Here is a 22,476-nt window from a genome sequence, read left to right on the forward strand (position 1 = left end):
GCTTAAATGAACTTATATTTCTTAAATGGTAACAACCCTAAATATTAACTAAAGATCCTGAAATAAATTCAGGATGACGAACGCGGGAGGAGGCACAGAAAAAACACAGAAACCCACTCGATTGTCACGCTGAGCGGAGTCGAAGCGCTTAATCAACCACAGATAATATGGATTAACACAGATAATTAAGCACGGTGCTTTTTATTGCTTTATAGCAGTTAGTTTACCACTTAATCCAGCAGCTTAAATGGACTTATATTTCTTAAATGGTAACAACGCTAAATATTAACTAAAGATCCTGAAATAAATTCAGGATGACTAACGCTAGAAGGTACAGAAAACACAGAATTATATTGCTGCACCCGGCCTAAAATATTAGCAGGTACACTGCCCTTTAAACCCGATTGAAATGGAAAGCCCACATCCCGACAGCATTTATTTAATCGAAAGTTGAGAACTTAATAATACAGTTGCATGGAAAGTAGCTTCAGGGTGTCAGATGGTAACATCTGACACCACGAAAATGTATTAAGATTCCCGTATGCACGGGAATGACAGTCATTTGTTTAATTTATTCTGCGGGAATCAGCGAAATCTGCGGAAAATAACTTTAAAATTAAACCGCTAAGCCATAAGCAGCTAACTGTGCTTTGGTATCTTCGTAATCGGTATGGTGAATGCCTTTTAAGCCTAAACCTTCGGCAACCTGCACAAAAAGCATCCTATCGTCGATATATAAACTCGTTTCTACATCGCTCTGTGAAATATCGATAGCTACTTTAAAAATATCGGCATCGGGTTTGCGGAAATGCACAAAACTAGACGATACGAAAAAATCGACAAATTCGTTCAGTTTAAACGTATTGATGCGGTATTGGTTTAACTCCCTGCCCTCGTTGCTGATTACGGCTACTTTAAGGTTGTATTTCTTTTTTAAATCGCAGATCAACTGAATCATTTCGGGGTAAGGAAGTGATTTTTTGAACATAAATTCTTTAAAATCATCGTAAGTAAAATTCCGTTCTTCGAAGAAAACAATGCGTTCTAAATATTCATCAAGGGTTAATTTACCCACTTCATAAGTATCGAAGGTAAGGTGATGGCGTTCTTCGAGGTCAACAGAGTCGAGGTTAAAAAGTACTGAAGCTTCGCCCCTTGCATGCCTGTCCCAGCCATTGGTTAATAAAACGCCACCGATATCGGTAAAAAGTGTGGTAATTTTCTTTTGCATGATTTAGATTTAGAGTAAAACGCCTTTTAAAATTAATACAGCAACACTGAAATAGATTACAATTCCGGTAACATCAACCATAGTGGCTACAAATGGTGCTGATGAAGTTGCCGGATCGAGTTTTAGTTTTTTCAAAATAATTGGCATCATCGAACCAATTAAACTGCCCCATAATACGATGCCAACAAGGGTAAAAAATATGGTTGCCGCAATTAAAAACCAATGCGGACCATAGTTATAGAGGTGTAACTCTTGCCAGGTTACAATGCGGATAAAGCCAATTGTGCCTAAAATGATGCCCAGCAAGGCTCCTGAAACGAGCTCGCGGCGCATTACGCGCCACCATTCGGCAATAGTTACTTCACCTAAGGCCATGGCCTGGATAATTAATGTTGAAGCCTGAGAACCACTGTTACCCCCGCTACTCATAATCAATGGAATAAAAAGCGATAATACTACTGCTTTTTCGAGTTCAATTTCAAAGTGCTGCATGGCTGTTGCAGTTAACATTTCGCCTAAAAAGAGTACGATTAACCATCCTGCACGTTTTTTAACCAGTTTTAGGATTGGGATATCGAGATAAGGTTCATCCAAAGCCTCAGTACCCCCAATTTTGTGCATATCTTCTGTGTATTCTTCGTTGGCAATCCACAAAATATCATCAACCGTAACAATACCTAAAAGAATGTTATTTTCATCCACTACGGGTAAAGCCACACGATTGTTCATTCTGAAGATATTGATTGCATCTTCCTGAGGATCGTTTGCTTTTAAGGCAATAAAACGTTTATCGGTAAGTTCGCCAATAATTGCTTCCGGATCGGCCAGTAAAACCTCACGGATCCTGATATCATCTAATAATACCCCTTCTTTATCGATCACATACACTACATCAATGGTTTCGGAGTTTTTTCCATAGCGCCTGATGTGTGCCAAAACCCTTGTGATAGACCATTCGGGCTTTACAGCGATGTAATCGGGCGTCATTAAACGGCCAATACTATCTTCTTTGTAGCCTAAAAGTGCAAGCGATTCTTTACGTTCTTCGGGGGGTAAAAGGGTAATCATTTTTTTTACCACATCGCCTTTTAATTCGCTAAAAAGTGCGGTACGGTCATCGGGTGGCAGATCTTTGATGATCTGATTGAGTTTATTGCCCGAAAGTTTTTTAATGATCCGCTCCTGGGTAGGAAAATCCAGAATCCGAAAAACGTTTACCGCCCTGTTAAGGGACAGGGTTTCGATAAATTTAGCTGCATATTGTGGAAGTTCATCAATCAGTTCTTCAACATCCGAAATATTCAGTTGATCGAGATATTGTTTTAAAGCCTTATCATTCTCTTTTTCAAGCAGTTCCTGAATCTCTTCCACAACCAATTCTTCCATAAAAAACAATCTAATTTATTACATGCCTAAACCTCTATTAATGGTTCGCAAAGGTGCATTTTTATTTCTTAAAAAGCCAACGGTGTACCTTTAAAATTAAACAAAAAGGTTTCTTAAATTAAACATAAAGGAGAATAAACGCAATTAAGCTGTCTGTAGCTTTATGATTTAATCATTTTTTAACATAAAAGATATCTCAACAGCAGGAAGTTAATTTTTATATGAACTTACAGATTAAAAATAGCCTTGTTTTTTTAATGAAATGATTTTGATTTTTCTATATTTGCAGCCTTATGCTCCCGTAGTTCAATGGATAGAATTATGGTTTCCGGTACCATCGATATGAGTTCGAATCTCGTCGGGAGCACCTCACGAGACAAATCAGTTTTTATGCGGTTTGTCTCGTTTCATACCCTACACAAAACTAGTAATCAATCATTTAACCCAACCCTTCATTCAGCTTTAGTGTTCGATAGGCATGCTCATGATACATTAATTTTTCGGGAAAAATTGCTGCTATAATTTCAATTTCAGGGCTATTTCAGCCTCAAAATATACTTTCTGGATATAAGTGCTGATGATGTAGTTTTTAAAACGCTTAGCATCAATCGGTTTGATTATGATAATTCTGAAAGAAAAACAGGCAGATTTCTCTCGAAAAATCTGCCTGTTTTAAGTTTAGTAGCCAGGATTTTGATATGCTTTCTTTGCCTCGTCAGACATTTGCATGCCATCTATCTGTCCTTGTGGAATTGGACGGAGATAAAGATTTGGTGTAATTGTTCTGGTAACCGTAACTGGTGTATGGTCGCCATATCCTGTACCACAAATACTGAAGGTAGTGGATAACTCTGCCCATTTTTGCGTTCTAATGAGGTCGAATCTCCTGTATCCTTCCGCATAATATTCACGCGACCGCTCTGCTAAAATATAATTGATATCAATTGTTGCAGGGGTTGCTGCAATCATGGCTGCACTATTGTCGGCTACTTTTGCCACATTACCATTATTGTCCCAACGCCATTTTCCGGCACGGGCCCTCACCACATTGATCAGTTCGCGCGCGCTTTTACCTGCTTTAGGTGTAGCACCTTTTACAGCAGCTTCGGCAGCTACGAAATAAAGTTCAGAAAACTTTGCAATAGGGTAAGGCCGCGTACTACCTGCATTTGGCTGGCCTAAACCTGTGCCATTATCTGTGCGGTAAGGGCCCAGTTTCCAAAGACCCGGGTAAACAATTCTGCTTATTCCGGATGGGGAAATTACATAATCTGCCCTTCCAGGCAATGTGCCGGCGCCAACATTACTTGTTCCGGCTCCGCTTGGATAACTTACGGCGCTATTGTCAGCATCCAAAAAGGTTAAAACGGCATTTCCGGGAACGATAGACAAGCCATTGGCATTAACCAAAGCGGCAGGAGCCGATTCTGGAGGATTATATCCTTTAGGCCAGTTTCCACGGTATACTGTTGTAAATGTGCCATCATAACGCGAATCCAATGTTTTATCGGCAAAAGTATTTTTAAACACTTCAATGGGTGGAGCCATCCGGTTCCACGGCCTGCCAAGATGTTGCTCCGCTTCACGCTGAACCGAACTGATTCCTCCGCTTCTGATATTGGTGTAATTCCAGGTCATCATCCAGCCTGCAAAATTATCTGGTGCCCCACCACTACCAAAGGTTAAACTACCGCCATTAAAACGTTCGCTCGTTTGGGTATGATCAGCATATAGCAACATTTCCTTATTACGATCATTCGATCCTAAATTAACATCATAATAGGTATCTACCAAACCATAAGATCCAGGACTCTCTATAGCTGCAGTTGAAACATCATAAGCTTGTTGAAAATACCAGTTTGCGTCATGTCCGTCAGGATCAGTACGGTTTGCTGCAGGATAGGTTGGGATATTGTTGGGATTTTGCAACCACCATCCATAAGTTAGGTAGGCTTTTGCCAAATACAGTCGTGCCAAAGTTTTTGTTACCCCGCCTGTAACGCGGGCTGCAACTGGTAAATCGGCAACAGCCGTCAATAAATCAGGAAATACTGCCTTTGTGTATACCTGGGGAACTGTATTGCGAACTGATGTTCTTACAGGGCTGGTATTGAATTTAAGTGGTCCGGCACCTAAATCGAGTGGTACCCCACCAAAGGTCTGTACCAACAAAAAATAATCAAAGGCGCGGAAGAATCTGGCTTCCGCAACCAATGAAGAGGCAATACCTGCGGCACTGGCATTCTCAATTACGCCACTTGCCGTATTAATATTCGGAAAGGCTTCTCCCCATAATACGCTACTGGGATAACTTGTAGAAAGTATTGACCCAACTCCTGAACAATCCATATCCTTAAAATTACCATCAGCATCTTTGCCCCAGGTAGCCTCATCGGTACCGGTAATTAGCGAATTATAATAATAGGCCTGCCCATACATGTTGCGGAGGTGACCGTACATGGCTGTAAGACCACCATTTACCCCTGTTACTGTTTTAAAGTAATCTGGTGTAAAGATACTGCGGGGTTCTTCTTCAAGAATTTTTTTACAGCCTGAGAAAACCACCATCCCAAGCCAAATGCCCAATGTTATATTTAAATGTATACGTTTCATATCGGTATATTAAAATGTTAAATTAAGACCAGCTACATAGTTACGCGTAGACGGGGTATTGGTACCAATGGTTAAGATTCTCCGCGGGTAAACCGATGCTACCGCAGCGTTTTCATCGCCATATGAATTTGTTTCAGGATCCATGCCCGATTCGCGGTGATATGGAGAGAACATCACAAAAGGATTCTGAACGGTTAAATACATCCGAAGCTTCACTCTGGAATCTTTTAACAAACTTCGATTGAAATCATACCCTAAAGAGATGGTCCGGATTTTTAAGAAAGAAGCATCAAAATAACCTAATGTACTTCCATACTTAGGGTTATCACCACTTGCAATACCACCGGGTTTTGGATACTTTGCTCCTGTATTTTCAGGTGTCCAGTAATCAACTTTAACGTTATTTCTTCTACCAGATAAGAGATTCAGGTATCCGGAAGAACCATATAATGTACTCAGCAAAATTCCACCGTCTTTAAATAATCCTACTACATTGAGGTCAAATCCTTTATAAGCTACTCTTGTATTAAATCCTCCTGATAATTTAGGATCCACATCCATGATCTGTCTATCTGCTGCTCCGATAGGCCTTGTTGGTTTGCCGGTCGCATCAAAATCGCCCGTGTATTTTACTTTAATCATCCCCACATTACCGCCTGGCTCTAAAACATTCAGGTATGGATCTCCGGCCTGCCATAAACCTACTTTTTCAAAATCATAAATGGCATTGATATTATGGTCCACAAACCAGGCATTTCCTTCATCTCTCGTTTGACCTGATGCAAGGGCAACCAGTTTGTTTCGGTTTGCATAAAGATTAAATCCTACATCCCATGACCAGCCTCCCTTATCGTTAAAAATATTCCCGTTAACACTCAGTTCCCACCCTTTATTCTGTGTTTGTCCGATGTTTGCAGTATAACTGCCCACACCTGCGGTAGAAGGTAGTGCAACGCCTAATAATATATCTTTGGTGTTGGTTACATAGTATTCAAATGTTCCTGTTAGTCTGCTTTTTAGTAAGGAGAAATCGAGGCCATAGTTCCAGGTTTGTGAATATTCCCAGCCTAAACCCGGGCTAGGTAACTGAGAAACATAATATCCGGTGGCATAGTTGTTATCGCCAAAATTGTAAGGGCGCGAACTTAGTAAACCAAGGGTTTGATATGGATTTACCGCTTGGTTTGATGTTTGCCCGTAACCCACTCTGATCTTCAACCTGTCGATAGCGGTTATCCCTTTCATGAAATTCTCATTCATCAGGTTCCAACCCACAGAAACAGCCGGATAGGTATTCCATTTATGCCCTGGTGCCAAGCGTGACGATGCATCAGATCTGATGGTTGCACTGATTAAATAGCGATTATCATAAGCATACATTATTCTTCCCATGTAAGACATGAGTCCACTTAAGCTGTAGTTCCCGTTACCGATTGTTAACTCTCCATTGGCCTGGCCAAGATTGTAAAACTGAAAAGCATCAGACGGAATATCACGTGCTGACATGGATGAGGAATTGAACTTATTCTGTTCAGCAGAATATAAGGCCACTACATTGATGTTGTGCTTTTCTGAGAAGGTCCTGTCATAGGTCAATAAATTCTCAAGTGTCCAATGGTAGGTTTGCGAATTGCTAACCCCGGCAGTAGAAACTGTAGTAGCGGTAGCACTTCCAATTCCAACACCTGTATAGTTACCATTATTGCTCTGGATAAAATCAAGGCCGAGATTGGTACGGTATTTCAGTCCTTTTACCCATGGAATATTAACCTCGCCATAAAATGAATTATAAGTAGCAAAACCACGCGTTTCATTAAGCCATTTATCACTAAGGCTCTTAGTAAGGTCACGGGTATAAATCCACGATTCATCCTGTGGCATTCTGATTGTTCTTTTTAGGCTGCCATCTGCATTATAAGGATTTGCGATAGGCGAATTGCTAAGGATTCCATAAACGCCGAGTTGATTGCCTTCACTTAAATTGTAATTATTATTAGTGGTAAATCCAATCCTTAAGAAACTGGCAATTTGTTGATCCATAGATGCTTTCATTGAATAGCGGGTATACTGTTGAGTTGGGATCAGACTTTGATTCTGATAATAGCCGCCCCCAAAACTGTAGCTGCCGGTTGTAGATCCACCAGATACACCAACATCATGACTGGTTACAACTGCCGATTTATCATAGAATAAATCTTGCCAATCGGTATTTACATCGTTAGCTTCATCTACGCCATTGGTTGTAAATAATCCAGCTGCCTTGCGCAGGGCAACAAATTCTGGTCCATCCATCATTGGATACTTGGCAAAAAGGGTTTGTAAACCAGTATATGAGTTATAGGATACTTTAGCGGGAGCGCCTTGCTGACCACGGTTAGTGGTTATCAATATTACTCCATTGGCTCCCCTCGAGCCATAAATTGCAGTAGCGGAAGCATCTTTTAAAATGTCTAAACTTTTAATGTCGTTGGGATTAATATCGCCAATAGAACCTGGAAATGGAATCCCATCAAGCACCACCAAAGGGTCGTTACTGGCTGAAAGTGAACGCTGCCCACGGATCAGAATCTGCATGGTTGCACCAGGTTTGGTAGAAGTTTGTGAAATGTTTACCCCAGCTATTCGACCTTGTATCGCCTGTGCCACATTGGGTGCGGGTATTTCACGAACTTTATCGCCCGATATGTTTGCCACAGAACCCGTTACCGATTCTTTGCGCTGGGTTCCATACCCCACCACTACAACTTGTTCAAGTTCAGCAGCGCTCGGAAGCAATGTCACATTGATTTCGGTTTGATTTCTCACCTGAACCTCGCGACTCGTAAATCCGATGTAAGAAAACACCAGTACCGAATTGCTTGTTGGAACCGCAATACTGAAGTTTCCTGTGCCTAGGGTTGTTGTACTGATTGAGGTTCCTTTGACCAGAATACTTACCCCTGGAAGGGGTTTTCCCTGATCATCCACAACACGCCCTTTTACCTGGGTTTGTGCATGTGCAGCAACCACAAAAAGCGCAAAAAAAGCAATCAGTGATAGTTTGGCCAGACATTTGGAAAGTCCTGCGCCAGGCTTTACAAAAAACTGTAAAAATTCATTCCTCATAAAAATTTGGTTTATAATGGTTAAAACTCATGCATCATTCAGTTATGAGCCGACTGGTTATCCAAAAAACCGGATAATAAGTAGCGCTAAATAAGAGCAGACAAACATGATAGCAGTAAAGTTATTCGATGAGAAGAAAAGGGTAAGTGTCAATTGTTCATAAATATGGAATAAATGTTCAAAGGAAGGAATAGACCAAAAAGCGATTGTTAAACGAAAAAAGTCCTTCGACCTCAAAATATGGCGCCATTTTATGCAATCGATTGTAAGTTAAACAGATGTAACATAAAGCCAGCTCAACTACTAGACCGAAACATTTGTCGCCGATTTTTATCTAAACGTACACCTCCCTATGTTAAACTATTTGGAACTTGCACAAGTCAAGAAAACCAAATATAATATGGAGAATCGAACCTATAGGTATTTCAAAGGCAAACCTCTTTTTGGGTTTGGATATGGATTAAGCTATTCTACATTCAATTATCACAACTTTGTCTTACCTTCAAACCTTAAATCAGGCAAAGGAACAAGTTTGTCTATAAAGATCACCAATACCGGAAAAATGCAGAGCGACGAGGTTGCCCAGCTGTATGTGATGTACAACAATTTAAAAATCAAATCAGCTAAAAAAGCCCTTAAGGGATATCAAAGGGTTAGCTTAGCATCTGGTGAAAGCAAACTTGTTTATTTTAAGGTAATATTAAAACCAAAAAACTAATAATCAACCAGATGAAAAAGATTACCCTGCTATTGATTATCATTACAGTTACTATCCATTTTCTGAAGGCTGAAGACGGACACCAACTTTGGCTTCGCAATACCTCGTCCACGCGGGTAAAGGTTATATCGCCAAGAAAGTCGCCCGTATTAGCCATCGCTGTACAAGAAATTAAAAACGGGTGGCTGGGAAAAGATGGCGCAGAACTAAAATTTGATTTTGTTAAAGATGGCTCCATTACAAATGATGGATTTCGTTTGGAAGGCCATAAAATTGCCGCTACAACGGATTTGGGTATGCTTTATGGCAGCTATGAGCTCCTTAGAAGGCAGTATTTAGGAAAGTCTGATCAAAATTATGCATCCAATCCCTCCTATTCAAGAAGAATCCTTAACCATTGGGATAATCTGGATGGTTCTGTAGAACGCGGGTATGCTGGTGCTTCGATATTTTGGAGGCACGGCGATTCTTCGCTTCAAATTAATCAGGCAGATATTGCGTTGTATAAAGAATACGCAAGAGCCAATGCCTCAATAGGTATAAATGGCACAGTACTCAATAACGTAAACGCTTCGGCAAAAATCCTTACCGTCCCTTATCTTCAAAAGGTTAAGTCTATTGCCACAGTATTGCGTCCATATGGCTTAAAAGTCTATTTATCGGTCAACTTTTTCTCACCTGTTACTATCGGAAAACTTAAAACCGCCGATCCTCTTGATCCTGCCGTTAGGCAATGGTGGGCAGCTAAAGCCAAAGAAATTTATTCACTTATTCCTGATTTTGGAGGATTCCTTGTAAAAGCCAATAGCGAAGGGCAACCTGGCCCTCAAAATTTCGGAAGGACACACGCTGATGGCGCCAATATGATGGCCGATGCACTCTTTCCTTTTGGAGGGATTGTAATGTGGCGTGCCTTTGTATATCAACCCAGTAATGAGGACCGTACCAAACAAGCCTATAATGAATTTTTAAAATTTGATGGTAAATTCAAGAAAAATGTAATTATCCAGATTAAAAACGGACCACTTGATTTTCAGCCCCGGGAGCCATTCAGTCCCTTATTCGGGGCCATGATTAAAACTCCTGTAATGCCAGAGTTCCAGATCACTCAGGAATACCTGGGCTGGTCGAATCACCTGGTTTTTTTGTCTACCCTTTGGGAAGAGTGTTTACAAAGCGATACCTACCGAAACGGTAAGGGCAGCACTGTAGCGGCCTGTACAGATGGGACATTGGACAAACGCAGCTTCAGTGCAATTGCAGGCGTATCCAATATTGGCCTGGAGAAAAATTGGACCGGGCATATTTTTGCACAGGCCAATTGGTATGCTTTCGGCAGGCTAGCCTGGGACAATAAACTTAAGAGTGAAGATATTGCAGATGAATGGATTAGGCAGACTTTTTTAAGTCCTACGGAAAAGAAAATGGAGCGAACCCTTGTAAAGCCGATAAAAGAGATGATGATGCAGAGCAGAGCAGCCGCTGTGGATTACATGATGCCCTTAGGATTGCACCACATTTTTGCTGAAGGCCACCATTACGGGCCTGCCCCATGGTTCTCGAATAAAGCCATCAGGGCCGACTGGACCTCGGTATACTATCACAATGCAGATCTTTTAGGTGTAGGCTTTAACAGAAGCAGCACCGGTAGCAATGCCGTTGAACAGTACCGTGAACCACTCCGATCTACATATAACAGCCTGGAAAGTTGTCCGGAAGAATACTTGTTGTGGTTTCACCATGTGCCATGGAATTATAAACTTAAAAATGGACACGACCTTTGGACAGCGCTTTGTTATCGTTACGATTCAGGGTTGCAACGTGTTCGTGCTTTCCAGCGCATTTGGGACAGTAACAAGGGCTTGGTTGATGATGAACGGTTCAAATCTGTGCAGTCGAAGCTCAAGATCCAAAGCCGTGATGCACAGGTGTGGAAGGATGCCTGTTTATTATATTTCCAGCAGTTTAGCAAACGGGAAATTCCTTACGAGTTGGAACGACCGGTATATGAATTGGATACATTGAAAAAGCTGAGCAAAAGTAAAGACTATGAATAGCCTGCTTTCATCAAAACCAAAAAAAATCCGGTAGTACACCCATCTAGCACAAGTCTTAGCCTCATCTAGCGCAAGTCTTAGCGCCCCGCCACAAGCAAAGGCCTGACTTGTGCTTTTCGTTAAATCAATACATTAATCCTTTAAGGCACAAGTCAGCTAGCCCACATTCTCCAAACCACTAAGACTTGCGCCAGTGAGGGGTGCTTTTCGTTAAATCAACACATCAATATCTATCAATCCTTTACCTCCTTCATAATCTATAGCACTACTGTATAAATAGTCCGCTGCATTTGCCACCAGTCCTGCCTCAACAAGATTATTATGAAGATAATAATTCGTTCTTCAAACATATTTAGATGTGGATCTAGTTCGATAGGATGGTTATCCTGTCTCCAAAACTGAAAGTTTTTATTATACTTCTTGATCTTTACCATAACAATGAATATACCAAACGGCTATCCTTGATGGCACGCTACAAATAGGATTATCCGGCTTATAAGGGTACTAATAAAACAATCTTGGGAAGCGCTTGAGGAGCAAAAACCTGTCAGTCACCTCAACAAAAAACAGATTTTGCACCTTAAGCCTAAAACATCCATGTTTTCAGGCATATTTTCTCTGCTTTCAGCTATTGACCAATCATTTTATAATCAATATTTTTACGTCCTAACGCTCCATACCAACCTATGTTAATACGCATATTGCTATTGCTGTTTTTTGCTTCATTTATTTTAAAAGTTCAGGCACAGGAACCTGCAAATGATGAGGTAAAAATGGCCACACCCATTAAAAATACTACGGTATACTGCTCTAACGATGCAGCTTTTACCAGCGCTAATGCTACCCCTAGTGGTTATAGAAAGGGAAGTTTTTGGAATAGCGAAGGGAAAGACATCTGGTTCAGCTTTACTGCAACCGGTACCGATATTACTGCTACCGTAACCGGACAATCTGCAGGAAACACCAACACATTGCTTAATCCGCTCATTGCCTTTTATACTTATAAGGACAATGTACTTACCGAACAGATCGGTTCGATGACCACTGATCAGAACATTACTACCGCCTATAAGGGCGGGTTGATTATTGGCGATACCTATTACCTGCGCATCAGTGCAGAAAATGATGCCACAGGAAGTTTTAAACTCTGTGTGAACAGTTATAACCCACCAAACAAACCCGGACAGGATTTCTCATCAGCATCTCTTTTATGCAATAAAGATAGTTTTACGGAGCTTAAGGTGAGCGGGGCCGGAATTAATAACAGCGAGGCTGCAGGAACTTGTTTAAGCATCGAATCGAACAGTGCATGGTACACCTGGACAGCAGCCAATACAGGTACTTTAGGCTTTACGATTACACCTACTGCAGTTACCGATGATATAGATTGGGTATTATATGATCTTGGACCTGCCACAGCGCCTGCCGTGCCTTCATCTGCCAATTCCATCCGCTGTGCGGCTGGCAGCGGTGTTGATTGTAGCCCAAAATATTACATTACAGGTGCCAACAGCAGCTCGGTCGACCTTAGGGAACAGGGAGGCTGCTCACCAAACCAGGATGGCTTTGTAAAAGCGATTGATATGATCGAAGGGCATCAATATGCTTTACTGATCGATAATTTTTCGAACAAAAACAATGGGTTTAGTCTTTCTTTTGATGGCAACGGGGAATTTGTAGGTCCTAAATCAACTATTGTGATGAAGACTGAAAATGCCTGCATGAGTACCCAAAAATTCATATTCACGGCTGATGCAAGTAATTACAATCGTTTAAACTGGAATTTTGGTGCAGATGCCAACATAGCAACAGCAAACACAGCCGGACCTTTAGAAATCACCTATACAACTGCTGGTACAAAGACAGTAACCCTCGAAGCATTTTCGGTAAGAGGGTGCCGTACGGTTAGTAGTTACTCTTTTTATGTGGCCTTAAAGCCTGAAAAACCAATTATTTCTGCCAACAGAACCAATTTCTGCTTAGGCAGCACCATGGAACTCAGTATCCCCGAAATACCAGATGCCTCCTATCTTTGGTCTGGCCCGGCAAACTTTAGTGCCACTACTGCAGCTGTTAGTGTCCCGATTAGCAGTTTTTCGCAATCTGGTGATTATTCGGTAACGGTGAAAGTTGGCGATTGTTATAGCGATGTTGCTACAATTAATATCCCTGAGATTGTTAAAAATCCGGTGGCAAGTTTCCAAACCGACCCACCTATCCCTGGTAAGTTTGCAGCCCCTACGCCCATTACTTTCCTAAACCGATCGCGTGATGCCGACCGCTTTGAATGGGATTTTGGCGACGGCGAAACTTCTACAGATCATCAGCCTACGCACATTTATCAAAAAAAAGGCACTTATAAAATCGAACTCCGGGCATTTACTACAAATGGCTGCGTTGATATATTTACCATTGATAATTTAGTGCTGCTGGATGGAACCGCCCTGCAGATCCCCAATTCTTTTTCGCCTAACGGGGATGGTATCAACGACCTGTTGAATGTTAACGTGACCAATTTAAAAAGATTTAATTTTAAGATATTTAACCGCTATGGCGACGAAGTTTTCTTTACCACCAATATTTTTGATTCATGGGATGGTAACTGGCGCAATAAACCTGTACCGGTGGGCGCTTATTATTATGTATTAAATGGAACGGATGTTTTTAATAAAGACTTGCGTTTTACCGGATCGATTACGCTGATCAGGTAAATTACCATTGCCGTTGCGGGCAAAACACTTTGTACACATTGTTGAGCAACAGGCCAAGCACTATTTCATGGCTGCCTCTACTTACCTGATTTAGGGTAGAAGTTGTTACATCGTAGCTGTAGGTGAGGTTAAAAAGATGGTTGATGTTAAATCCGGCCATCATGTTCAGGGCATCCTGTTTTCTATACCCTGCACCGATCCAGATGCGGTCTTTAAATCCCATTTTCACATTAACATCTACCGATACGGGAACATGGGGTATGTATTTAAATAATACCGAAGGGGTAATATTTAAATCTTCGGCTAAGTAAAACTTATATCCGCTATTCAGAAATACGTGTGCAACCTGTTTTCCGGTATTGTATTGTTCATCACCTGAAAAACTTAGCTTTTGTGGCAAAATCTGCTGAACGGAAAGCCCGGAAAAGAAATTAGCGCCATAAAGCCACATACCTACAGACAGATCTGGCAATAACTGCGCATTAGCTGCATTGTTTAAAGCGGGATCGCGGGGATTTTCGAGCAGAAGGGCATTAATATCTATTGCTACGCGGCTTAACCCACCGGCAACACCTAAGGAGAGGTTAAGTTTGTTGTCCAATTGCATGTGATAGGCATAACTCACATCAAAGGTGGTGGTTGATAATTGACCAGCTTTATCAGACACGGCCAAAAAACCCAGGCCATGGTGCGCCGGCGAGGCGGTATAGTTTTGGGTATAACTTCTCGAGCGGGGGTCGTTCCCATCCCCTTCAAACGAAAGCGCGTTGTCCCATAAGTATTCATCACCCAGGGCCCAATGTGCAGATACAAAAGCAGTTTTTGGGGCATCCTGCAAACCCGCCCATTGTTGCCGGTAGCCCAGTTTAACATCGGTATAATTTTCGATGCCACTTAACGCAGGGTTTAACAGGTAACTGTTAAGCAGGTATTGCGTATATTGTGGCCGTTGCTGCGCATTAAGTCCTAAGGCAGTGCATAACATGAACAACGAGAGCCACTTTTTCATTACCGGTTTTTATTTACTGTCTGTTTTTACGCAGGTTACTGTTTGTCTAACTTTTTCTCTAATAAGCGAAGGCGTAACTCCTGCTTTTTTACATCATTGAGCAATTCGCCATATTGTTTATCCTTTTCAATCAGGTGCAGGGTAAGCTCTTCTATCTTTTTCAGAAGCAGTTTATTCATTTCGCCAAGGGCGATACCGTCCCTTTCAAATTCTTTCGCAGAGGGCACTTCGGGCAGGTGTTTGTTCGCCTTGATATAACTTTCCAGCTCTGCCAAGGTTGCAACCTTATAATCTTCTTCAAATACATAATCGGGAGCACCATTTCCATCAACCCTGATCTCGTTGGCCTTAATTTTACCATTAACTGTGAGCTTTTCAGTTGGTGCTGTTGTTCCAATCCCAAGGTTTCCTGCAGCGTTCCATATTCCATTCGGAAAACCAATATTGGCATGCCCCCAGCCACCGTCGTAGCCCAGCTCAATGGTTCCCTTTCCGCTTCTAATAAAATCGACCCGCTCGCCTGCATCGTGAAAACCTATAGTGGTAAAATCAAGACCTGATATTAACATGTTAGTTCCATACGTCCATGTAATAGGATTTGGACTAGAGTTCATACTAATATCCCCTATGCTTAGATTTCCATCGGTATCATTAGCAGTTGCATATCGGCCAATTACTACTCCACCATCAACTACACGAAGTTTTGATTCGGGCAGAGTGGTTCCTATTCCTACTTTACCATCCCCTGAAATCCTCACCCGCTCTGTCATACCTGAAAATAAAGCCAGGCCAGTTTTATTGCTGTGTAAACTCTCGGAAATACTGGCTATACCAGCCCATTTATCATCGCCAAGATAACCTGAATAGAATTTTAAGCCATTAATCTCTCCGGCAGATACTGCATTAACCCTCGAACTCATCATCCAACCATTTTGATTGGATTGAACATCAAGCAGGGTTTTAGGATCAGTAGTGCCCAATCCAAGTCTTGGACCATTCAAGGTCATGTAAGTCTCGTTTCTGGTTCCCCAACTTTGAATCTCTCCAGCCGGATCCCGCTTCCACCAGGTACGGGCATCAACACCGGGAATGAGACAAGAAACATCAATACTTATTCCATCGAATAAGGCAGCGCTCGTCCAACCAGAACCATTTACCCACCGGTACAACCACAGCTTGTTTTTGAAATCATTGTTGGTAAAACCAGCTCTTGAATCAATCTCCAGGTAATCGCCCTGGTTGTAGCCCAAATTCTGTGCAAAAAGCAATTTGCCAGTTAATAAGTTACTTAGCAATAAAATAATCAAATAATACTTTTTCATTGATATCTATTAGGGTTGTTTATTCGTGCATGATGGTTTTACCATCTATCTTCTTTTCCAGCACCGCAATCTTTAAATTCTGGTTATCTATTTTCTTGTTCTGCTCTATTAACTGTTTATTCTGTTCGATAACATGAAGCGTAAGCTCCTCTATTTTTTTCAATAACAGTTTGTTCATTTCCCCTACTGCCATTCCATCACGCTCAAATTCTTTTGCTGAGGGTACTTCGGGCAGGTGTTTGTTTGCTTTGATATATTTCTCAACCTCCTCTAAACTCCCGATTTTATAACCTTCCTCAAACACATAATCAGGTGCTCCTTGACCATTTACCCTGATTTCTGTAGCACTGATCTTACCATTTACCGAAAGCATTTCTTTGGGCTCATATGTACCGATACCTACCTTGCTTCCGGTAGGATTGATAATCAGATCGCCTCCCCACTGAGTTAAATTATAATTGTGTGTACCGATTATCGCTCTTCCTCCAAAGCCGCTTCCAATTACCAGTCTATCCGATGCATTATCGGATCCACCAAAATCCGCAGCAATCCATCCTGTAAGCAGACCAGGATCTTGCCCCGTATTGAAGGAATTAATTGAATTACGACTATTAGCGCTAAATACCGCGTTACCTAACCGTAAACGATCAAGTTGTGCATTCCCATTCACATTGAAAAGCTCAGTGGGATAAGAAGTACCTATACCAACATTACCATCTCCTGAAATCCTCACCCGCTCTGTCATGCCTGAAAATAAAGCCAGCCCGGTTTTATTGCTGTGCAAACTTTCGGCAATACTGGCTATGCCAGCCCATTTATCCTCACCGATATAACCTGAATAGAATTTTAAACCATTAATCTCCCCGTTTGTAACCGCATTAACCCTGCTATTCATCGTCCAGCCACTAGTAGATTGCATCACCTCAAACTTTGTTGCCGGAAAGGTGGTGCCTATCCCCACTTTTCCATCCTGCACATTGAGATAGGTATTACCTTTATTATAATAATTTATATAGGTTGCAAAACCAACTTTTGCATCCAAATGCAAATTCCCGTTAGTTACCGCCACAAAGGCATGATCGGTTACCTGGCCATTACCACCTACCTGCAGGTACTGCGACCAGGTAGAATTTGGCCCATAAAGATGGTATTGATCACCTGTGATGTTTATGGCCTGCGCATTTGCAGAAAAGCCAGCATAGAAAAATAATAAAGCAATAAATACCGAGCGTTTAATTCCCATTATTTTTTAGTTTTTGATTCTCTGTTTCTAATTTCTCTACCCGTTTGTTCATCTCGATTACATGGAGTGTGAGCTCTTCTATCTTTTTTAACAACAGTTTGTTCATCTCACCAACGGCCATGCCATCACGCTCAAACTCTTTTGCTGATGGCACTTCGGGCAGGTGTTTGTTCTTTTTAATATAACTTTCCACTTCTTCCAAGGTTGCAACCTTATAACTTTCTTCAAATACATAATCGGGTGCACCGGCTCCATCTACCCTGATCTCGTTTGCTTTAATTTTACCGTTAACGGTGAGTTTTTCAGTTGGCGAGGTACTTCCTATTCCCACATAACCGTTAGCCCTGATTGATAAAGCGGTCATCTTGCTATCTGCTATGTCAGGATTGTAATGGACATTAAAGTTCAAAGCGATATTCTTAATACCTGGATAGCCCGCCGTAGGATAATTACCGCAGCAGCCCCACTCGGGTACAGCCTCAATAGATGCACCCAGATAGTTTGGGACAACATCCCTAAAGCCTGTAAACTGGATGCCTTTTACACCAGTGCTTGCATCGTAACTGCCTAAAGTGATAAATTCATCACCAGCAATATGAAGCCGACTGGTTGGTAATGGTGTACCAACCCCAAGATTTCCGGTTTTATTTATCGTAAATACTTCTTGTTCGGCACTTTGCCCACCATTCATTGAAAAGAATCCTAATCTTTCGTAAGCGCTGTTTAGACTATTCAGCTCGATTTTAAAACGCCTGGAATTATCTGAAACGTGGAAACCGATCCGTGGTCTTTCTGAACCCTCTGCTCCGATGGAAATACCAGAGTGATTATCGTAATTATAAGCCTTAATATCACCACCTGCAACGGTTAACCTATAAGCAGGATTTTGTGTACCGATACCTAAACCTGCAGCTAAATATCCCTGACCATCGGCCCGAACGGTAAAATTCGTTACTCCGCCGGCAACACCTTCATAAAATATGTTCATCTGCCCATAGGGATTATCCGTAATGGCTTTAAAAATCCCGCCAGGAAAGCCATAGGTATTACCAGCCTGGTGTCCTGTAAAAAAATTCTGCCCCCCGGAAGTAGTGATGTAGATTTTACCATTGAGGTTACCATTTGTCTCGGTCAACACTCTTGACCAAACATTATTGGCTATATTACTGGTTTTTCTAAACCAAAGGTCCTGGTCAAAAAAACTGCCGGCAAACTGCATGGCAAAATTATTATTGAGATTACTGTGCCTAACATCGAGCAAGTGCCACCAATTATTTGCTCCCGCTGGAAAGTTTATCGGATTATACGTTTCGTAAAAACCCGAAGTACCACCCATCTGGCCAGCATCATCTTTAGGTTGAGTGGTCTGCGCCAATAAGAAAAATGGAATGGATAAAAAAAGTAAAAGTGTAAAAAATTTCATCATTATTATCTTTGGTTTTATATTCTATAACATTTCACAGGTTCAGTTATTCAACTTACATCGTAATCAGGTGGTTTAAAATAATTATTGCTTTGTAGCCATTTTCTTTTCGAGTTCCGCAATTCTTAAATTCTGTTTCATCAACTGTTTGTTTTGTTCGATCACATGTAGGGTGAGTTCTTCTAAGCTCTTCAGTAGTTTTTTATTCATTTCGCCCAATGCCAACCCTTCTTTTTCAATAACTTCTGCCGAAGGGATTTCTGGTAAATGTTTATTCGTTTTGATATAAGCCTCCAGTTCGTTTAGCGTTCCGATTTTATAACCCTTTTCGAAAACATAATCAGGCCATCCGGTAGATGCTACTTTTACTTCCATTGCCCGTACCGTACCGAAAACCGATAGTTTTTCTTTCGGTGTTAGCGTGCCCATGCCTATATTACCTAACTCATCAATCACGATGTCGTCGCCATAAAACCACTCTGCCCCTGTTTTTAGTTTATCGAAAGACCTACGGGTACCAATAATCATTTTGCCAGCTGCATTGCCACCATATGCGTTACCTGCAACCGTTATAATCCGGCCCTGGCCCCATGGGTTTTCACCTCCGATATTGGCCGGAATCACAAATTCGATCTGGGCGCCCATTGTAGCCGATCTTGCACCAGTTGTTGCTTCCACGATCAATCCGCTTCCATTGTACTGAAAATTGTTCCCTCCATTAATAGAGGCTCCATTACTCTTAACATGCAAAATTCCCTGCGGTGAAACTACCCCTATCCCCACATTGCCTGTTTTATTAACGCTAAGGACCTCCAGATCACCCATACTTCCGCCAACGGTTGAGAAGAAACCCAAACGCTCGTAAGCACTATTAATATCGTTCACTTCCATTTTAAAACGCCTGGAATTATCTGAAACATGGAAGCCAATCCGTGGCCTTTCTGAGCCCTCTGCACCAATTTGTATCCCCGATTGGTTGCCAAAATTGTTTGTTTTAATCTCTCCACCTGATACAGTCAGTTTGGCATTGGGCGTAGCTGTACCAATGCCCACATATTGATTATCGGAACGGATGTGTAACAGTGCATTGTTCTGTGCTCCGCCCGTTTGATTACTGATCGTAAAATCGTTTCCAGTAGAACCAGCATAACCAATGGCCCAGTTCCCCTCATAATTTCCTGTAGCAGGATCATTTCTTGTCAACCTGATACCCGCCCAACCGATTGGCCTCACCACCGTAAGCCCTTCAGCCCAAGCTTCATCAGCAGCCATGAGCTTTAAGTTGCCTTCAAACAATCCCCTTCCAATAACATGTAGCGGCACTTGTGGTGTGGTTGTGCCGACACCTACTTTACCATCGCTCTCTGTTACAATTTTTACCCAGGGCTGCTGAGCATAATTATTGGTTTTGCGTAAATAAAAATTCTGATCAAAAAAACTGCCCGAAAGCTGCATGGCAAAGTTATTTGCGCCATTCGAATGCCTTACATCGAGCAAATGCCACCAACTAGATGCCCCGGCCGGAAAATTGACAGGCGCTGAGGTTTCATAAAAGCCCGAACTTACGTTCGCTTCGCCGGCATCATTACGGTATATCGTCTGAGAAAAAGCAAATACTGGCAAACACAGCGCCAGCAGCATAAGTAAACTGATCTTCATTTAATATCGTTTGGTTTATGGTGGTTTGCTCAATGGGTTAGTTAGTCCCCAAAACAATCCGCCACTTTAAATATCAGCTAAAGCAATCAATAAAAAAACCGTGATTGACGAAACCACAGTTTTTGATAGCTGAAAACCCTAAAGTAAATGACCAAAGGTATGGGTGTATTTTTAGACAAAGGTTTTGATAGCGGTAAGTTTAACTTATAACGGTTTGATATGGTTAAGCGGTTAATTGTTTTAACTGGCTAACTGAAAACTGTTAAGTGCCAACTGAAAACTTATCTTTCTTATATTAAAAAAAGGTATGTTGAGAAGGATCTGGAAACGAATGGTTCCGTGTTTTTCGGGTCGTGCAGCCCCGCCATTCGCTACAATCTTTTTGTTGCCGTTATCCCTGAGGTTATCGAAGAGGCAACAAAAAGGATTTCCGCTGCTGTCGGGTTTAGTTAGGAGGGCTTGAAGCTTTTGGGGGGTTGAATAGCGGTTGTTTAAATATATGTCCATTAAATTTCTGATATGGTAAACCCAAGCTGGTGCGAGCTTGTAGCTCGTATCCAAATTAACTTAAATTATATCAATTTCTAATAAACCCTTTTCTCCTGAAAAATCTATAGCACTGCTATACTTCCAATGCTAATCTTCTGTTACAAAGCCTGCCTCAACTGGATCGTTGTAAATATAATCGACTTTTTGATCAATTACTTCATTTGACCACAGCTCAATAGACTTGTTATGCTGTTGCCAAAACTGGCCATTTGTTATATTACTGTTTTTATCTCCTGCACGTTTAAACATCCAAAGCAGCCACTCTTTTCTGCTTTCTTGTATATTTTCACTAATCTCCTTTTGAAGTTTCTTGGATGTGTGTACTTTAAAATCGCGTAATACATCGCCTGGATTATTATTTTTTGCGCTAAATATTAAATGTACATGGCTAGGCATTATGCACCAGCAATAAACTTCCATGCCTTTATTTTTTCTACAATAATCTAAACTCTCTATCAAAATGTTAAAATATTGTAACCTAACAAAAACATCAATCCAATACACAGTTGCAAAGCTGACAAAATATAGGCCCTCTTTGTTATAAAACTTATATTTTCTGCTCATTTTGTTCCGTTATCTAATTTATAGCAATTTAGATAATCTATGATTATTATTTCTCAAAAATTATGAAAGTTTAGGATTGCGACTTTCTAGATTTTAGAACTATGTTTTTTTATATTGGTACGAGTTAAAAACTCGCACCAGCACAATTTATCTAATTACAATCCGCTCGGACTAGCAGGGGCGCTATGTTTACAATTTGAATCTAAGTGAAGAAACAGCTTCGTCCCAAGAAACTTCAGGTAGTTCGATTAAAGCTAAAGGAATTTGTTCTTGAAATTTAAATTTACAAATTGTCTTCCATCCTTTAGGAATACCATCAAAAGGTTTTAAATATTGTTGTGTTACATTTGTTAACTTAATTTCACCTTCATAGACAATTTGATTGTTCATATTTTCGATTCGATGAAAAATAGTCCCTAATGGAATCTCATATTCTGAATAGAGACAATAGACAATAACTTCTAACTTGGTTAATATATTAAACTTTAAGGCCTCTCTTAGTAAAGAAAAGTCAGATGATGGAAATCTTCCAGTAATTATAATATTTTCTTTTTCCATTATTCTGTTGTGCCCCAGGCTGGTGCGAGCTTGTAGCTCGTATCCAAATTAACTTAAATTATATCAATTTCTAATAAACCCTTTTCTCCTGAAAAATCTATAGCACTGCTATACTTCCAATGCTAATCTTCTGTTACAAAGCCTGCCTCAACTGGATCGTTGTAAATATATTATATCTCACAAATTATGAAAGTTTAGGATTGCGACTTTCTAGATTTTAGAACTATGGCTTTTTTATATTGGTACGAGTTAAAAACTCGCACCAGCACAAATTTATCTAATTGCAATCCGCTCGGACTAGCAGAGGCTAATAAATAACCTGCTCAAA

Annotated in this window: 14 protein-coding genes and 1 tRNA gene; 4 read left to right on the plus strand and 11 right to left on the minus strand. The window is 41.0% G+C overall.

What is annotated here, in order from left to right:
* Window positions 1–616: 616 nt before the first annotated feature.
* The gene (locus AC1RJ8_RS23105; protein ID WP_492955789.1) at window positions 617–1,231 is read right to left on the minus strand and encodes an HAD hydrolase-like protein; all 615 of its coding nucleotides are present in this window, start codon (window positions 1,229–1,231) and stop codon (window positions 617–619) included.
* A 9-nt stretch (window positions 1,232–1,240) separates the two neighbouring features.
* Window positions 1,241–2,617, minus strand: coding sequence for a magnesium transporter (mgtE, locus tag AC1RJ8_RS23110; RefSeq protein WP_029275973.1), 1,377 nt, complete (start codon window positions 2,615–2,617; stop codon window positions 1,241–1,243).
* A 295-nt stretch (window positions 2,618–2,912) separates the two neighbouring features.
* Between mgtE and AC1RJ8_RS23115 the strand changes: the two genes are divergently transcribed.
* Window positions 2,913–2,984, plus strand: a tRNA-Arg gene (locus AC1RJ8_RS23115).
* A gap of 311 nt (window positions 2,985–3,295) precedes the next feature.
* On the opposite strand, the gene AC1RJ8_RS23120 is transcribed toward AC1RJ8_RS23115, so the two are convergent.
* On the minus strand, window positions 3,296–5,230 hold the full coding sequence (locus AC1RJ8_RS23120) for a RagB/SusD family nutrient uptake outer membrane protein (RefSeq protein ID WP_492955788.1): 1,935 nt from the start codon (window positions 5,228–5,230) through the stop codon (window positions 3,296–3,298).
* A 9-nt stretch (window positions 5,231–5,239) separates the two neighbouring features.
* Window positions 5,240–8,335: a SusC/RagA family TonB-linked outer membrane protein gene (locus AC1RJ8_RS23125; RefSeq protein ID WP_492955787.1), complete on the minus strand. Its 3,096-nt coding sequence runs from the start codon at window positions 8,333–8,335 to the stop codon at window positions 5,240–5,242.
* A 400-nt stretch (window positions 8,336–8,735) separates the two neighbouring features.
* On the opposite strand from AC1RJ8_RS23125, the gene AC1RJ8_RS23130 reads away from it, so the two are divergent.
* From AC1RJ8_RS23130 to AC1RJ8_RS23140, 3 genes are all read left to right on the plus strand, one after another.
* A complete protein-coding gene (locus AC1RJ8_RS23130; RefSeq protein WP_492955786.1) occupies window positions 8,736–9,053 on the plus strand; it encodes a fibronectin type III-like domain-contianing protein in 318 nt (105 codons plus the stop codon).
* Between the two features lie 11 nt (window positions 9,054–9,064).
* The gene (locus AC1RJ8_RS23135) at window positions 9,065–11,110 is read left to right on the plus strand and encodes an alpha-glucuronidase (RefSeq protein WP_492955785.1); all 2,046 of its coding nucleotides are present in this window, start codon (window positions 9,065–9,067) and stop codon (window positions 11,108–11,110) included.
* A gap of 686 nt (window positions 11,111–11,796) precedes the next feature.
* Window positions 11,797–13,821, plus strand: coding sequence for a PKD domain-containing protein (locus AC1RJ8_RS23140; RefSeq protein ID WP_492955784.1), 2,025 nt, complete (start codon window positions 11,797–11,799; stop codon window positions 13,819–13,821).
* 1 nt (window position 13,822) lies between these two features.
* On the opposite strand, the gene AC1RJ8_RS23145 is transcribed toward AC1RJ8_RS23140, so the two are convergent.
* The 7 genes from AC1RJ8_RS23145 to AC1RJ8_RS23175 all read right to left on the minus strand — a co-directional run bounded on the left by AC1RJ8_RS23145 (window position 13,823) and on the right by AC1RJ8_RS23175 (window position 22,148).
* A complete protein-coding gene (locus AC1RJ8_RS23145) occupies window positions 13,823–14,830 on the minus strand; it encodes a PorP/SprF family type IX secretion system membrane protein (RefSeq protein WP_492955783.1) in 1,008 nt (335 codons plus the stop codon).
* A 35-nt stretch (window positions 14,831–14,865) separates the two neighbouring features.
* On the minus strand, window positions 14,866–16,152 hold the full coding sequence (locus tag AC1RJ8_RS23150) for a hypothetical protein (RefSeq protein WP_492955782.1): 1,287 nt from the start codon (window positions 16,150–16,152) through the stop codon (window positions 14,866–14,868).
* A 19-nt stretch (window positions 16,153–16,171) separates the two neighbouring features.
* The gene (locus AC1RJ8_RS23155) at window positions 16,172–17,395 is read right to left on the minus strand and encodes a hypothetical protein (protein ID WP_492955781.1); all 1,224 of its coding nucleotides are present in this window, start codon (window positions 17,393–17,395) and stop codon (window positions 16,172–16,174) included.
* Window positions 17,385–18,821, minus strand: a complete 1,437-nt coding sequence (locus AC1RJ8_RS23160) for a hypothetical protein (RefSeq protein ID WP_492955780.1) — start codon at window positions 18,819–18,821, stop codon at window positions 17,385–17,387. The genes AC1RJ8_RS23155 and AC1RJ8_RS23160 overlap by 11 nt, the downstream gene beginning before the upstream one ends.
* An 81-nt stretch (window positions 18,822–18,902) precedes the next feature.
* Complete coding sequence (locus tag AC1RJ8_RS23165; protein WP_492955779.1) at window positions 18,903–20,477, minus strand: hypothetical protein; 1,575 nt, start codon at window positions 20,475–20,477, stop codon at window positions 18,903–18,905.
* A 636-nt stretch (window positions 20,478–21,113) separates the two neighbouring features.
* On the minus strand, window positions 21,114–21,590 hold the full coding sequence (locus tag AC1RJ8_RS23170) for an REP-associated tyrosine transposase (RefSeq protein ID WP_492955778.1): 477 nt from the start codon (window positions 21,588–21,590) through the stop codon (window positions 21,114–21,116).
* A 189-nt stretch (window positions 21,591–21,779) separates the two neighbouring features.
* Window positions 21,780–22,148, minus strand: a complete 369-nt coding sequence (locus AC1RJ8_RS23175; protein ID WP_492955777.1) for a hypothetical protein — start codon at window positions 22,146–22,148, stop codon at window positions 21,780–21,782.
* Window positions 22,149–22,476 lie beyond the last annotated feature (328 nt).

The organism is Pedobacter sp. GW822-FHT03F06, from assembly GCF_058801365.1.